This is a genomic window from Kitasatospora sp. NPDC041988, assembly GCF_055588525.1.
The window spans coordinates 287091-301405 of record NZ_JBVJCO010000001.1 but is presented as its reverse complement, the minus strand read 5'-3'; the positions used below and the strand labels follow the sequence as shown (position 1 = coordinate 301405).

At 72.3% G+C, this 14315-nt stretch carries 12 protein-coding genes and 1 pseudogene; 8 read left to right on the top strand and 5 right to left on the bottom strand.

Annotated elements, in window-relative coordinates; all coding sequences use genetic code 11:
* Window positions 1–443: 443 nt before the first annotated feature.
* Together ACZ6NC_RS01230 and ACZ6NC_RS01225 are read left to right on the top strand one after the other, a co-directional pair.
* The gene (locus ACZ6NC_RS01230) at window positions 444–1967 is read left to right on the top strand and encodes a cellulase family glycosylhydrolase (protein ID WP_465727656.1); all 1524 of its coding nucleotides are present in this window, start codon (window positions 444–446) and stop codon (window positions 1965–1967) included.
* A 13-nt stretch (window positions 1968–1980) separates the two neighbouring features.
* Entirely contained in the window at window positions 1981–3759 is a 1779-nt protein-coding gene (locus ACZ6NC_RS01225) for a glycoside hydrolase family 6 protein (protein ID WP_465727654.1), read from the top strand.
* Window positions 3760–3817: 58 nt separating this feature from the next.
* On the opposite strand, the gene ACZ6NC_RS01220 is transcribed toward ACZ6NC_RS01225, so the two are convergent.
* Entirely contained in the window at window positions 3818–4840 is a 1023-nt protein-coding gene (locus ACZ6NC_RS01220) for a LacI family DNA-binding transcriptional regulator (protein WP_465727652.1), read from the bottom strand.
* A 276-nt stretch (window positions 4841–5116) separates the two neighbouring features.
* On the opposite strand from ACZ6NC_RS01220, the gene ACZ6NC_RS01215 reads away from it, so the two are divergent.
* From ACZ6NC_RS01215 to ACZ6NC_RS01200, 4 genes are read left to right on the top strand one after another with little or no spacing between them, the layout of a single operon-like run.
* Window positions 5117–6457, top strand: a complete 1341-nt coding sequence (locus tag ACZ6NC_RS01215; protein ID WP_465727650.1) for an ABC transporter substrate-binding protein — start codon at window positions 5117–5119, stop codon at window positions 6455–6457.
* Between the two features lie 14 nt (window positions 6458–6471).
* Window positions 6472–7404 carry a carbohydrate ABC transporter permease gene (locus tag ACZ6NC_RS01210; RefSeq protein WP_465728299.1) on the top strand — a complete coding sequence of 311 codons (933 nt, stop codon included), beginning with the start codon at window positions 6472–6474 and terminating at the stop codon, window positions 7402–7404.
* A gap of 4 nt (window positions 7405–7408) precedes the next feature.
* Window positions 7409–8281: a carbohydrate ABC transporter permease gene (locus ACZ6NC_RS01205; protein WP_465727648.1), complete on the top strand. Its 873-nt coding sequence runs from the start codon at window positions 7409–7411 to the stop codon at window positions 8279–8281.
* 45 nt (window positions 8282–8326) lie between these two features.
* Window positions 8327–9781 carry a GH1 family beta-glucosidase gene (locus tag ACZ6NC_RS01200; protein WP_465727646.1) on the top strand — a complete coding sequence of 485 codons (1455 nt, stop codon included), beginning with the start codon at window positions 8327–8329 and terminating at the stop codon, window positions 9779–9781.
* A 147-nt stretch (window positions 9782–9928) separates the two neighbouring features.
* Here ACZ6NC_RS01200 and ACZ6NC_RS01195 read toward each other — a convergent pair.
* A pseudogene (locus ACZ6NC_RS01195) lies at window positions 9929–10096 on the bottom strand (glycoside hydrolase family 6 protein); the annotation flags it as partial.
* A gap of 391 nt (window positions 10097–10487) precedes the next feature.
* Here ACZ6NC_RS01195 and ACZ6NC_RS01190 point away from each other — a divergent pair.
* Window positions 10488–11093: an SGNH/GDSL hydrolase family protein gene (locus tag ACZ6NC_RS01190; RefSeq protein ID WP_465727644.1), complete on the top strand. Its 606-nt coding sequence runs from the start codon at window positions 10488–10490 to the stop codon at window positions 11091–11093.
* Window positions 11094–11720: 627 nt separating this feature from the next.
* Here the strand turns inward: ACZ6NC_RS01190 and ACZ6NC_RS01185 are convergent.
* The 3 genes from ACZ6NC_RS01185 to ACZ6NC_RS01175 form a co-directional block, all read right to left on the bottom strand.
* On the bottom strand, window positions 11721–12482 hold the full coding sequence (locus ACZ6NC_RS01185) for a DUF1775 domain-containing protein (protein ID WP_465727642.1): 762 nt from the start codon (window positions 12480–12482) through the stop codon (window positions 11721–11723).
* Entirely contained in the window at window positions 12479–12985 is a 507-nt protein-coding gene (locus ACZ6NC_RS01180) for a hypothetical protein (RefSeq protein ID WP_465727640.1), read from the bottom strand. Before ACZ6NC_RS01180 ends, ACZ6NC_RS01185 begins: the two co-directional genes overlap by 4 nt.
* Before the next feature lie 92 nt (window positions 12986–13077).
* Window positions 13078–13209, bottom strand: coding sequence for a hypothetical protein (locus tag ACZ6NC_RS01175; RefSeq protein ID WP_465727638.1), 132 nt, complete (start codon window positions 13207–13209; stop codon window positions 13078–13080).
* Window positions 13210–13611: 402 nt separating this feature from the next.
* Between ACZ6NC_RS01175 and ACZ6NC_RS01170 the strand changes: the two genes are divergently transcribed.
* Window positions 13612–13986, top strand: coding sequence for a hypothetical protein (locus ACZ6NC_RS01170; RefSeq protein WP_465727636.1), 375 nt, complete (start codon window positions 13612–13614; stop codon window positions 13984–13986).
* Window positions 13987–14315: the final 329 nt, after the last annotated feature.

Here is a 14315-nt window from a genome sequence, read left to right as displayed (position 1 = left end):
CTCCTCCCCCCCCCCCCCCCCCCCCCCCCCCCCCCCCCCCCCCCCCCCCCCCCCCCCCCCCCCCCCCCCCCCCCCCCCCCCCCGCCCCCGCCCGCGTGCGCGTGCGTCCGCCAACCCTCCGGGTACGCGGACGGTCCGGGATTCCCCTCGGGTCGCCGGATCCGCGGGCACCGTGGCCCGCCCACGACCGGTTGCGGTTTCACCGTGTGTGGGCAGCCGCACGGCGTTGTACGACAGTGCTTGACCAGTGGGAGCGCTCCCACTCTGCGGGATCCCCGCGAGCCGGTCAAGAGGCTTGAAGAGTCGAACACCTCTGCTCACCAATCCCTGCAACTCCTCTTTTCCTTGGCGGCAGTTGGCGCTACGGTCGGTGCCCACCAGTGGGAGCGATTCCGTCAGTCGACGCGCCGGGAGCGGCGCGTCCTCGCTGCAAGGAGTCGCTCATGCGACATCCCCCACCCCTCACAGCGCTGTTCGGCGGCGCGGTCCTCGCCCTGGTGAGCGCCGTCTCCGCCGCGGCGGGTGCCGGCCCGGGCACCGCGGCTCCGCTCGGCTGCTCCGTGGACTACTCCACGGTCAACCAGTGGGCCGGCGGCTTCCAGGCCTCCGTCGTCATCACCAACAACGGTGCGCCGACCAATGGTTGGAGCCTCGGCTTCCACTTGACCGGCGGCCAGCACCTCACCCAGGGCTGGGGCGCCACCTGGTCCCAGTCCGGCACCGATGTCACGGCCACGAACGAGAGCTGGAACGGCTCGCTCGGGACCGGCACGAGCGTCACCCTCGGCATCATCGCCTCCTGGTCCGACGCCAACCCCGACCCGACCGGGTTCACCCTCAACGGCCTTCCCTGCTCGGCCGGTTCGGGACCGTCCCCCAGCCCGACCGCCACCCCGACCCCCACCTCGACCCCGACCGGTTCCCCGACCTCCACCCCCACCCCGCCCGCCGGCGCACCCGAGCTCGGCGTCAGCGGCAACCGGCTGACCGACCGGAGCGGCGCCACCCGCCGCCTGCTCGGCGTCAACCGCTCCGGCGGCGAGTTCATGTGCGTCCAGGGCCACGGCATCTTCGACGGCCCGGTGGACGACACCGCCGTCCGGGCCATCGCGGACTGGAAGGCCAACAGCGTCCGCATCACGCTCAACGAGGAGTGCTGGCTCGGGCTGGACAACATCCGGCCCGAGTACCGGGGCGCCGCCTATGTCGGCGCCGTCAAGGAGCTGGTGGCCCGCGTCCTCGCGCACGGCATGACCCCCGTGGTCGAACTCCACTGGACGTACGGCCAGTACACCGGCAACTCGGCGGGCTGCACGGACGTGCACGCCTCCTGCCAGAAGCCGATGCCGGACGCCCGTTACGCGCCGGCCTTCTGGACCTCGGTGGCGAACACCTTCAAGGACGACACCCGGGTGGTCTTCGACCTGTTCAACGAGCCCTACCCGGACCGGGCGACCGCCACCGCCGAACAGGCCTGGACCTGCTGGCGGGACGGCGGCACCTGCCCGGGGATCGGGTACGAGGTGGCCGGCATGCAGGACCTCGTGGACGCCGTCCGCGCCACCGGCTCCCGCAACGTCGTACTGGTCCCGGGTGTCGCCTACGCGAACGACCTGAGCGGCTGGCTCGCCCACGCACCCTCGGACCCGACCGGCAATCTGGCCGCCGCCTGGCACGTCTACAACTTCAACTCCTGTGCCGACGAAGCCTGCTGGAACTCCACCCTGGCCCCGGTCGCCGCCCGCGCCCCGCTCGTGGCGGGCGAGATCGGCGAGAACACCTGTGGGCACGCGTTCGTCGACCGCGTCATGACGTGGTCCGACGACCGCGGGCTCTCGTACCTGGGCTGGACCTGGAACACCTGGGACTGCTCCTCCGGTCCCGCCCTGATCAGCGCTTACGACGGCACCCCCACCGCCTTCGGCCTCGGACTGCGCGACCACCTTCGCGCCCTCGACGGACACTGAAAGGGACCCCACCATGAGCCCCAGCACCCCCACCCGACCCACCGTCAGCCGACTGCGCAGCAGGCGGACCGCCCTGCTCACCGCTCTCGGCCTGCTCACCGCGACCGGCGCCACCGCCACCGTGCTGTCCACCTCGGCGGGCGCCGCCGCGGCCGGCTGCCGGGTCGACTACCAGGTCACCAACCAGTGGGACACCGGCTTCGGCGCCAACGTCGCCGTCACCAACACCGGCGACCCGCTGAGCTCCTGGACCCTGGAGTGGACCTTCGCCGGCAACCAGCAGGTCACCCAGGGCTGGAACGCGACCATCACCCAGTCCGGGGCCGCCGTCACCGCCCGGAACGTCTCGTACAACGGCAGCCTGGCGACCGGCGGTTCCACCTCCTTCGGCTTCAACGGCTCCTACGGCGGCACCAATCCGGTTCCCACCGCCTTCAAGCTCAACGGGGTGCTCTGCAACGGCTCCACCACGAGCCCCACCCCCACCCCCACGGGTACCCCGACCAGCACCCCGACCGGTACGCCCACCACCCCGCCCGGCAACCGCGTCGACAACCCGTACGTCGGCGCGAAGGTCTATGTGAACCCCGAGTGGTCCGCGAACGCCGCCGCCGAACCCGGCGGCGCCAAGGTCGCCAACCAGCCCACCGGCGTCTGGCTGGACCGGATCGCCGCGATCGCCGGCGCCAACGGCAAGATGGGACTGCGCGCCCACCTCGACGAGGCGCTGCGCCAGAAGGGCAGCGGCGAACTCGTCGTCCAACTGGTGGTCTACGACCTGCCCGGCCGGGACTGCGCCGCCCTCTCCTCCAACGGCGAACTCGGCCCGACCGAGATCGACCGGTACCGGACGGAGTTCATCGACCCGATCGCGGCCATCCTCGCCGACCCCAAGTACGCCGGCCTGCGGATCGTCACCACGGTCGAGCTCGACTCGCTGCCGAACCTGGTCACCAACACCACGCCGCGCGCCACCGCCACCGCCGCCTGCGACGTGATGAAGGCCAACGGCAACTACATCAAGGGCATCGGCTACGCGCTCAAGAAGCTCGGCGCCGTCCCCAACGTGTACAACTACGCCGACGCGGGCCACCACGGCTGGCTCGGCTGGGACGACAACCTCGGCCCGTCCGCCGAGCTGTTCAAGCAGGCGGCGACCTCCGAGGGCTCCACCCTCGCCAACGTCCACGGCTTCATCGTCAACACCGCGAACTACAGCGCGCTCAAGGAGAGCAACTTCACCATCGACGACAGCGTCAACGGCGCCTCCGTCCGCCAGTCCGCCTGGGTGGACTGGAACCGGTACGTCGACGAACTCTCCTACGCGCAGGGGCTGCGGACCAAGCTGGTCTCGCTGGGCTTCGACCCCAAGCTCGGCATGCTGATCGACACCTCGCGCAACGGCTGGGGCGGTGCCGCCCGGCCGGCCGGGCCCGGGCCGCGGACGAGCGTCGACGCCTATGTCGACGGCGGGCGCTACGACCGGCGACTGAACACCGGGAACTGGTGCAACCAGGCCGGCGCGGGCCTCGGCGAACGGCCGCAGGCGGCCCCGACGCCGGGGATCGACGCCTACGTCTGGATGAAGCCGCCGGGCGAGTCGGACGGGGCCGGCAAGCCGCTCCCGAACAACGACGGCAAGGGCGTCGACGGGATGTGCGACCCGGCCTACACCGGCAACCCGAGGAACAACAACCACATGTCCGGTGCGCTGCCGGACGCGCCGCTGTCCGGCGACTGGTTCTCCGCCCAGTTCCGGGAGCTGCTGAAGAACGCCTATCCGGCGCTGTGACGCGGCGTTGAACACCCCGGCCGTCCGGAGCCCCGCAGAGCTCCGGACGGCCGGCGGTTCAGGAGGACTCCCGCACCACCAGCTCCGTCGGCAGCACCAGGCGGGACGGCTCCGCGGCCTCGCCCGCGATCTGCCGCAACAGGAGGCCGGCCATCGTGCGACCCATCTCCTCGATCGGCTGGCGGACGGTGGTCAGCGGCGGGTCGAGGTGGCGGGCCACCGGCGAGTCGTCGACGCCCACCAGCGCCACGTCACCGGGCACGTCCAGTCCCCTGGCCCGCAGGACGGCGAGGGCCCCGACCGCCATCAGGTCGGAGGCGGCGAACACCGCGTCCACATCGGGGCAGCGTTCCAACAGCTCCCGCATCGCCCGCCGGCCGCCGTCCTCCGTGAAGTCCCCGGTGGCGACGAGGTGTTCGTCCGCCGGCAGGCCGGCCGCCGCCAGCCCCTGGCGGTAGCCGGCCAACCGACCGTGCGCGGCGTCCATGTCCGGCGGGCCGGTGATGGTGGCGATGCGACGTCGGCCGCGCCCGGCCAGGTGCTGCACCGCCGAGCGGCCGGCCCCCACGTTGTCGGAGTCCACGTACGCCACCAACTCCTGCGGCGAACGGCGCCCGTTCAAGACGACCGGCAGGCCCAGCGCGCGCACCTGGTCGGGCAGCGGGTCGTCCCGGTGGACCGAGACCAGCAGCACGCCGTCCACCCGCTGTGCGGCGAGGTACTGCTCGAAGCGCTGCCGCTCCTGCTCGGTGCGGATCAGCGTGAGCAGCAACTGCTTGTCCGCCGTGCCGAGTTCGGCGCTCACCCCGCGGATGATGTCCAGGAAGTACGGCTCCGCGAACAGCCGGGCCTCGGTCTCCGGCACCACCAGCGCGACCGCGTCCGTCCGACTTCCGGCCAGCGCCCGGGCCGCCCGGTCGGGCACGTAGCCGAGCTCCGCGATGGCCCGGCCGACCGCCTCCTTCGCCTGTTCGCTCACCCGCGACGAGCCGTTGATCACCCGGGACACCGTGCCGCGCCCGACCCCGGCCCGGGCCGCGACCTGCTCCAGGGTCGGCCTTCCGGTCTGCCGTCCGCTCACTGCCCACGCGCCTTCCGTCGCCGCCTTCGGTCTCGCATCCCCGGCAGGGGCGCTTGGCAGAGGATCGTAGGTCACCGGAGTGCGGCGCCGCCACGGCCGCGTTCAGGAAATGGCGATGGCACGCCAACGGCGGTGCGCCGAAGGGCAATTCGGCTTCATCTCTTGACACCGGATCGGCTGAGGCAGGAACCTTCCGACTACGACGTGGGAGCGCTCCCACGCTTCCGAGGGCCACCACCCGCGAGCCCCACACCACCCCCGGACGAGGAGAGTGGAATGCGCACCACCGCCACCATCACCGCCAGAGGCCGACGCCTCACCGCGCTCACCGCCCTGGCCGCGAGCACCGCCCTGCTGGCCGCCTGCAGCAGCGGCGGCAGCGGCACCAAGGCCGACGGCGCGAGCGGCACCGTCACCCTGCGGATCGGCACCTTCGGCTCCTTCGGCTACGACAACGACACCGGCGCCAAGCTCTACGCCGAGTACGAGAAGCTGCACCCCGGCATCAAGATCGTCGAGTCCAACGTGGCCGACGGCCAGAAGTACTGGGACACGCTCAAGCTGCGGCTCTCCCGGGACAGCGGCCTCGCCGACATCCAGGCCGTCGAGGTCGGCTACGTCGCCGAGGCCACCGGGCCCGGCCTGGCGGCCAAGTGGGTGGACCTCGGCAGCACGGGCGGCGCGGACCTCGGCGCCTACCTGGACTGGAAGACCAAACAGGCCACCACGGCGGACGGCAAGGTGATCGGTCTCGGCACCGACATCGGCCCGATGGCGATCTGCTACAACAAGGACCTCTTCGCCAAGGCCGGGCTGCCGACCGACCGCGCCCAGGTCGGCGCGCTCTGGGCCGGCAGCTGGGAAAAGTTCCTCGAAGCCGGTCGCGGCTACCAGGCGAAGGCGCCCGAGGGCACCGCCTTCCACGACTCCGCCAGCGGACTGTTCAACGCCGTCGTCGCCAGTGAGCCGATCCAGTACGCCGACGCCAAGGGCGGGTTGGACTACCGGAACAGTCCCGGCGTGAAGAAGGCCTGGTCCATCGCCACCACCGCCGCCACCGGCGGAATCACCGCCAAACTGCGGCAGTTCGACGAGAAGGGCACCTGGAACGCGGGCTTCAAGAACAACAGGTTCGCCACCGTCGCCTGCCCGAGCTGGATGACCGGGATCATCAAGGACCAGGCCGGCACGGAGAACCAGGGCAAGTGGGACATCGCCCCGGCCCCGGTCGCGGGCAACTGGGGCGGCTCCTTCCTCGCCGTCCCGAAGTCCGGCGCGCACGTCAAGGAGGCCGCCGAGCTCGCGGCCTGGCTGACCGCTCCCGCCCAGCACGCGAAGGTCTTCGCCGTCAACGGCAACATCCCCTCCACCAAGGAGACCCTCTCCTCCCCCGCCGTCCGGGACGCCACCCTGCCGTTCTTCGGCGACACCCCGGTCGGCCGGATCTACTCGGAGGCCGCCGCCGGCATCAAGGCCGTACCGATCAGCCGCTGGGACGGCCAGGTGAAGACCTTCATCACCGACAACGGCATCCTCGACATCGAGCAGCGCGGCACCGATCCCGCCCAGGCGTGGAGCAATGTCAACAAGCTGATCGACGACAAGATCCAGAAGTAGTCACGGTGGACCTCATCGCCTCCAACGCCCCATCGATCAGGCCACGTTGGCGCAGCAGACTGTACCGCTGGGACGTCCGGGCCGCGCCGTACGCGTTCGTCGCACCGTTCTTCCTCTGCTTCGCGGCCTTCGGCCTCTTCCCGTTGGTCTACACCGGCTGGCTCTCCCTGCACCGGGTCGAGCTCGGCGGCGAGGCCCGGTGGCTCGGCCTGCGCAACTACACCGACCTGTGGGACAGCGACTTCTTCTGGAACGCCCTCGGCAACACCTTCACCATCGGCGTGGTCTCCACCGTGCCGCAGCTGCTGCTGGCCCTGGGCCTGGCCCATCTGCTCAACTACCGGATGCGCGGACGGGGTTTCCTGCGGGTCGCGGTGCTCGCGCCGTACGCGACCTCGATCGCCGCCGCCACGCTGGTCTTCGCCCAGCTGTTCAACAGCGACTACGGGCTGATCAACACCGTGATCGGCTGGGTCGGCTTCCACCCGGTGGACTGGGAGTCCTCCAAGTGGCCCGCGCAGATCGCCATTTCGGCGATCGTCACCTGGCGCTGGACGGGCTACAACGCGCTGATCTACCTCGCCGCGATGCAGGCCGTCCCACCGGACCTGTACGAGGCGGCGGCGCTCGACGGAGCCTCCAGGGCCCGGCAGTTCCTCAGCGTCACCATCCCGTCGATCCGCCCGACCATCCTGTTCACCATCGTGGTGTCCACCATCGGCGCCACCCAGCTCTTCGGCGAGCCCATGCTGTTCGGCGGAAGCCTGGGGGTCAGCGGTGGCAGCGGCAACCAGTTCCAGACGCTCAGCCTGCTGATGTACGAGAAGGGCTGGGTGACCGGGGCGCTCGGCCAGGCCTCCGCGATCGCCTGGGTGATGCTGTTGCTCCTCCTGTCCGCGGGGGCCGTGCAGGCGATCGTCGTCCGCGCCCGCCGAAGGAGGGGCTGAGCCCGTGCGCACCACCTCCGTACTCCGCACCCGCCGGCGACCGTCCGCCGGGCGTCAGCACCACGCCGGCCCGCTGACCTACGTCCTGCTCGGGCTCGCCGCCCTGGTGTCGCTCTTCCCGCTGTACTGGAACCTGGTCGCCGCCTCGCACTCGGGCGATCGGGTGGTCGAGGCCCCGGCGCCGCTGCTTCCGGGCAGCCGGCTGCTGGACAACCTGGCCTTCGCCTGGAACCAGGTCGACATGGGCCGCGCGCTGGTCAACACCACGGTGGTGGCCGGCCTGGTGGCGCTGTCCACCGTGCTGTTCGCCACCCTGGCCGGGTTCGCCTTCGCCAAGCTGCCCTTCCGGGGCCGCAACGTGCTGCTCGCCCTCGTCGTCGCCACCATGACCGTCCCGCCGCAGCTCAGCGTCATCCCGCTCTACCGGATCATCACGGACCTGGGCTGGGTGGATCAGCTCCAGTCGGTGGTGCTGCCTTCGCTGGTCGCCGCGTTCGGTGTCTTCTTCATGCGGCAGTACCTGGTCGAAGCCCTGCCGGTGGAGCTGGTCGAGGCCGCCCGGGTGGACGGCGCGCACAGTCTGCGGATCGTCTGGCACGTGGTCTTCCCGGTGGCGCGGCCCGCCATGGCCGTCCTCGGCATGCTGGTCTTCGTCCAGGCCTGGAACGACTTCTTCTGGCCCTTCATCGCCCTCACCCCGGACGGCAACCCCACCCTCCAGGTCGCGCTCGCCGGCCTCGGGTCGGGCAACCACAGCGTCGACCAGGCGATCGTGCTGACCGGCGCGCTCATCTCCACGGTGCCGCTGCTGCTGGTCTTCGCGGTGCTGGGTAAGCACATCGTGGGCGGCATCACCGCCGGCGCCGTCAAGAACTGATCGCCCCCTCCGAAAACGACACCTCCTCACCGTCGGGAGCAGCCCGTGCCCGTTCCCCCCGCCCGTCCCCTCCCCACCGCCACCGCCGCACCGCCCCGGTTCCCGACCGGCTTCCTCTGGGGCGCGGCCACCTCCGCCTACCAGGTGGAGGGCGCCACCGCCGAGGACGGCCGCACCCCCTCGATCTGGGACACCTTCTGCCGCACCCCCGGCAAGGTCTTCCAGGGTCACAACGGCGAGATCGCCGTCGACCACTACCACCGCTTCCGCGAGGACGTCCGGCTGATGGCCGAGCTCGGGCTGACCGCCTACCGCTTCTCGGTCTCCTGGCCCCGCGTCCAGCCCACCGGCCACGGCCCGGCCGTCCAGCAGGGCCTGGACTTCTACCGCCGCCTCGCCGACGAGCTGCTCTCCCACGGCATCACCCCTGTCGCCACGCTCTACCACTGGGACCTCCCCCAGGAGCTGGAGTCCGCCGGCGGGTGGCCCGAGCGCGTGACCGCCGAGCGCTTCGCCGACTACGCCGCGCTGGTGGGCGAGACCCTCGGCGACCGGATCGGCCACTGGACCACCCTCAACGAGCCCTGGTGCAGCGCCTTCCTCGGCTACGGCTCCGGCGTCCACGCCCCGGGCCGCACCGACCCGGTGGCCGCGCTCCGGGCCGCCCACCACCTCAACCTCGGCCACGGCCTGGCCATCACGGCGCTGCGCGACCTGCTGCCCGCCACCGCACAGCTGTCGGTCTCGCTCAACCTGCACGCACTGCGCCCCTTCACCCCGTCCGCCGCCGACCAGGACGCCGTGCGCCGGATCGACGCCGTCGGCAACCGGGTCTTCCTCGGCCCGATCCTGGAGGGCGCCTACCCGGAGGACCTGCTGGCCGACACGGCCCACCTCACCGACTGGGCCTTCGTCCGCCCCGGGGACCCCAAGCAGATCCACCAGCCGCTGGACTGGCTGGGCGTCAATTACTACACGCCCACCGTCGTCTCGGCGACGGCCGAGGGCGCCGCCCCCGCCCGGGAGGACGGCCACGGCGGCGGCACGGCCTCTCCCTGGCCGGGAGCGGACCGGGTCGGCTTCCACCCGGCACCCGGCGAGCGGACCGCGATGGGCTGGGCCGTCGACCCCACGGGCCTGCACCAGCTGCTGACCGGCCTCGCCCGACGCCACCCGGACCTGCCGCTGATGGTCACCGAGAACGGCGCGGCCTACCACGACAAGGTCGGCAAGGACGGCGGGGTCGACGACCCGGAACGCGCCGCCTACCTCCACGCCCACCTGGCGGCGATCCACCGGGCGGCAGCCGACGGGGCGGACGTGCGCGGCTACTTCGCCTGGTCCCTGCTGGACAACTTCGAGTGGGCGTACGGCTACGAGAAGCGCTTCGGACTGGTCCACGTCGACTACGCCACCCAGGCCCGCACTCCGAAGTCCAGCGCCTGCTGGTACGCCGGGGTGGCCCGGAGCGGTGAGCTGCACCCGCCGGTCGGCGGATAGGGCCGCCGCGGGGACCGGAGCGGACGTGGCGGGTGCCGGGCGGCGAGCCCTCCGGCAGCCGCCACGCGGGGTTCCACGACCGGCCCCGGAGCCGGCCTTGACCGCTGCCCCGGGGCCGGCCCCGGACGGGGCCGGCGTCGCTCCACGTCAGTAGCCGTAGATCATCTTGTAGGCGACCTCGGGCAGGAACTGTCCGGCGGTCGCTCCGGCGCCGACACCGCAGTTGCCGTCGGACTCGCCGGGCGCCTTGATCCACAGCAGCATCTCGGCACCGCCGCCGACCTGCGTGGGCCGGCCGATCCGCCGCCTCCTTGGCTGCGCTGTCCGCTGCCTCCTTCGCGGCCCGACGGGGTGGTCGCCGGCCTGGATCAGGCCTGCGGTGGTGGTGGAGAGGCCGCCGAGGTACTGGGCGGGGTGGGACAGGTTGTACGGGTCGTAGGTGTTCAGCGTCCGGCCGATCCGCTGGATGTCGCTTCCGGCCAGGTGCCGCGACGGGCTGGTGGATCGTGGCCTCCACACCCGTGCGAACCGCGTAGCGGGCCTCGCGGATCATGGCCAGCCAACCGGACCGTCTCTGCTCCAGGAGACATCGAAGGCCCTGGCGGTGGGGCTGCCGCAGAGCCGACCCAGCGACTCATGATCGAATAGCGTCGGTGCGCACGGCTGGACCGTGCCATGGGGATCGGACGAGTTGGGGGAAGTTCAAATGATCGAACTGTCGGCGACGCCGATGACCTGGGTGGCGGCGGGGGACAGCATCACCCAGGCCGCCCTGCACACCCACGGGGCGCGGGGCTGGGTCGAGCACGTCAACGAGCGGATCGGCTGGCAGCTGGGCCGGCTCACAGACGTCGTCGTCAACACTGGGGTCTCCGCCTGGCGAGCCGGCGACGTCCTCGGGTCGTACGACCACCTGATCGGCCGGTTCAACCCGGACGTACTGTCGATCTCGCTGGGCACCAACGACGCGCGCGCCGGCCTCGCCGGACTTGACACATTCCGCACCGACATGCGGGAAATAATCACCCGTTCCGAAGGTGCCCAGATCGTCCTCCACACGCCCGTCCCGACAAGTCCGACGGGCCGGGTCGCCCGTCCCGAACTGCCCGCCTACTGCCAGGCCGTCCGGGAGATTGCCCACGAGATGGACTTGCTCCTGGTGGACCACGAGGAACACTGGCTGGCCCAGTTCCCCGACGGCGACCCGATCGCTTGGCTCGACGACCCGGCGCATCCCAACGCGGCCGGCCATCTCCAGATGGCCAACCACACCCTGCGCACCCTGGGACTGGGCGAGCTGACCGATCTCTGACGCAGCGCCGGCGGCATCGCGGGCGGCAGCGCCGGCGGCACCGCGGGCGGAACACCACCCGCGCCCCCGCGCCCTACGTCGTCCCTGGGCAGGAGCTCATCGTCCTGTGCCAGGCCAGACCGGGCCCGCGTGACGCCGCGCTGGCTTCCGCCCTCCGCTGGATCGAGCTCCGGGAGCCGATTGTGGACTGAGCAGGCACGCTTCGGCCCCTCCCCTGTCGGCGGGCTTACCGGCCGAGGTTGAGCTGCCGTCCCGCCGGGTGTTGATGCGCCCCCTCGGCGTGGCCCTGATGGCCTCTCGCCGGCGATCGCCGCCCGGGCGCGATGTGTCGCCACACCCTTTGGGCTCTGGGCATCCTCACATACGCCCACCTCAGTGCCTTCGACGAAGGCGACCAGGCACTGGCCCACCTCCACCCGGCGAACCCGGTGAACGGTGACCACGGCGGGCCCACAGGCCCTGCTCGCCGAGCCGGGCGGCTGGCGGGTCTACCTCCGGGTCCAGACCGCAGGGCATCTGCACACCGCCGAACTCACCCTGTACGTCGGCTGACGGAGACCTGCCACTGATGCCGCAGTACCCGGCCCTCGCGCCACGAGGACCGGGCACTGCGGCGGCTGCGGACCGTCAGCGGGCGCCGGTGCCCTTGCGGCGCCACCACCAGGCGCCGCCCGCGGCGAGCACGACCACCACGGCGGCACCGATGGCGATCGGGGCGGCGGACGAGGAGTCGCTGCTCGATGCCGTCGCCGCCGTGCTGGGCGAGGCCGTCACGCTCGGGGCGCCCGACGCGGTGGCCTGCGCCGACGGGATGATGGCCGGCGCCGAGGCGGTGGCGGTGGCGGACGCGGACGGCGTGGCGCTGGTGGGCGTGGCGGACGGAGTACCGATCGGGGTCGCTCCGGGCGCGGCGGCGGCAAGCTTGAGGGTGGGCGCGGGGTGCTCGGGCTCGGTGCCGTCCTTGGGGAGCTCGATCCAGCGGTCGATGCGCCCGTCGCTGTAGGTCTCCAGGGTCTTGAAGACCAGCTCCTTGGCGTTGGGCAGTTGCTTGATGGTGATCTTGTAGACGGCGTCCTTGCCCGGGGCGAGCGCGGTGCCGCCGACCGTGTAGCCGTCGGCGGTGGCGGCGAGGGTCCAGCCGGACGGGGCGTCGGCCAGGGCCACGTCGGAGGGGGCGATGCCCTCGGGCAGGACGACCTGGAACTTGACGAGGCCCGCGGTGGTCGACTCGGCCTCGGCGGTGAAGGTGACGGTGGCGTTGGTCGCCAGCGCCTGGGCGGTCTCGGACTCGACCTCCACGTGGGCGAAGGCCGGCACGGCCAGCACGAGGGATCCGGCCACGACCGCCGTGACGGTGGCGGCCCGGCCGAGCAGGCGGGAGGTGTTCATGGGGTAGGCGCTCCGGGGGGAGATGGCCTCGGGCCGGGGCGGGCCGGGCCGGTCGGGGTGAGGGCGGCGTCCATCATGCACGATGAACCCGGCAGGTCGGCCCGGCCGGGGGAATGCGGCGAGCCTGGACGCAGGGGATCCTCCGATCGGTCGGCGACGTCCGGCGCGAGCGGGCCGCCGGCGACGCCGTGGGCGGCGGCCAGCCGGATCTGCGAGCCGGCCAGTCCGTCCACCCCACTCAGGTAGTGCTCCAGCGCCTCGAACAGCGCGCCCGTCCGCGCCTCGTCCCGGCTACCCTTGCCCAGTCCCAGCCCGGTGCGGATCGGCACGCCGTCGCGGCCGAGGACGCACCGCCACGTCCCGGGGCTGCCGTCGAGGATCGGCGCCAGGTCGGCCTCCAACCCCAGGGCTGCGACCGCGGCTACGGCCCTTCCGAACGCCTCGTTCGGGGCGAGGCTGCGTTCCCCGGACTGGGGAGGTGCGGTGTGCGTGGTGGTGGTCACGGCCGTCCCGTCTGCTGGGGCGGGGCGCTGGCCGCGGCGGATCACGTACGACCGCCGCGGCCCGCGCCCTCTGCTACTGCCTTCGGACTGCGTCAGCGCTCGTCGGCGGACTCGCCCGGGTCGGTCTCGCCGTCCTTCGCGAGCTCGGCGATGACGTGCTGCTCCGCCGCCGACAGCACGACCTCGTCCGGGTGGAACTTGTCGCGGTCCTGGAATCCGCCCATGGAAGCAACCTCCTGGAAACTCGTCGGCCGGCCGCCGGTCGTCGGCCGGGCTCGGGCCGCAAGGCAGAGTGTGCGCATGCGCACCACTACGCATCGCAACGGACTGCCTACGTCATGTGAATGCCTTTCCGTCCGCGCAACTTGTGCGAGAGTCCCGCCATGGACGCTCTGCCCGCGCCACCCCCGCGCCCGCCGAGGTGGGGCGACCCGATCGCCGACGCACTCGAACGGGTCGGCACTCGCCGCGTGCTGACACGCGGTTTCACCTTCGCGGGCGACCGCCGGGCCGGAGACGGCGAGACCCGTCACCGAGCGCCCGGCATCGGTCCCCGGACGGCGGATAATGGCGGGGCCGCAGACCGGCTGCGCCGGCGGCACGATCGATGGAAAGGCAGAGGACGGATGAGTCTGGAGAAAGGCCGGCGCGTCAGGCTGGCCGAGGACCTCGGGATCGGTGACGCCCTCGCCGGGGAGCCTGGGGCCGTCGTCGGATTTCTCTCACTGAGAGCCGGGACCGAGGGCACCGTCGAGCGGGTGGACGGGGAACTCCCGGAGAGCGAGGAGACCCGCGAGTACCAGCGACTCAAAGCACTGTTCGAGGACTACGGGCACACCATGCCGGTGGCGAGCCGGGAGCGACTGGAGGCGGAGATCGCCGTGCTGGAGCCGGAGTGGGCCGCGCACCAGGAGCGGGGGACCCGGGTGACGGTCCGGGTCCGGCTGGACAACGGCTTCGTCCTCGACGGGGCACACCAGGACATCCTCACCCCGCTGTGAAGGAGGACGTCCTGGTGCAACAGCGGCAGTCAGCGGGGGGTCCGGACGGCGGCGAACACGGGTCCTGGGCAGGGTGCAGCACCCGCACCGTCGGCAGGACCACCAGGTGCGGAAGCACCCCGTCCACACCCCGATCGACGCTGACGAATGCGGCCCGGGCCCCGAGGCCGCGGGCGCGCCGGGACGAGGGCCGGACGGGCCGCCCGGGACGGGGCCGGGGGGGGGGGGGGGGGGGGGGGGGGGGGGGGGGGGGGGGGGGACGGAGGGGAGGGGGGGGGGGGGGGGGGAGGGGGGGGGGTGGGGGGGGGGGGGGGTGGGAGAGGTACACC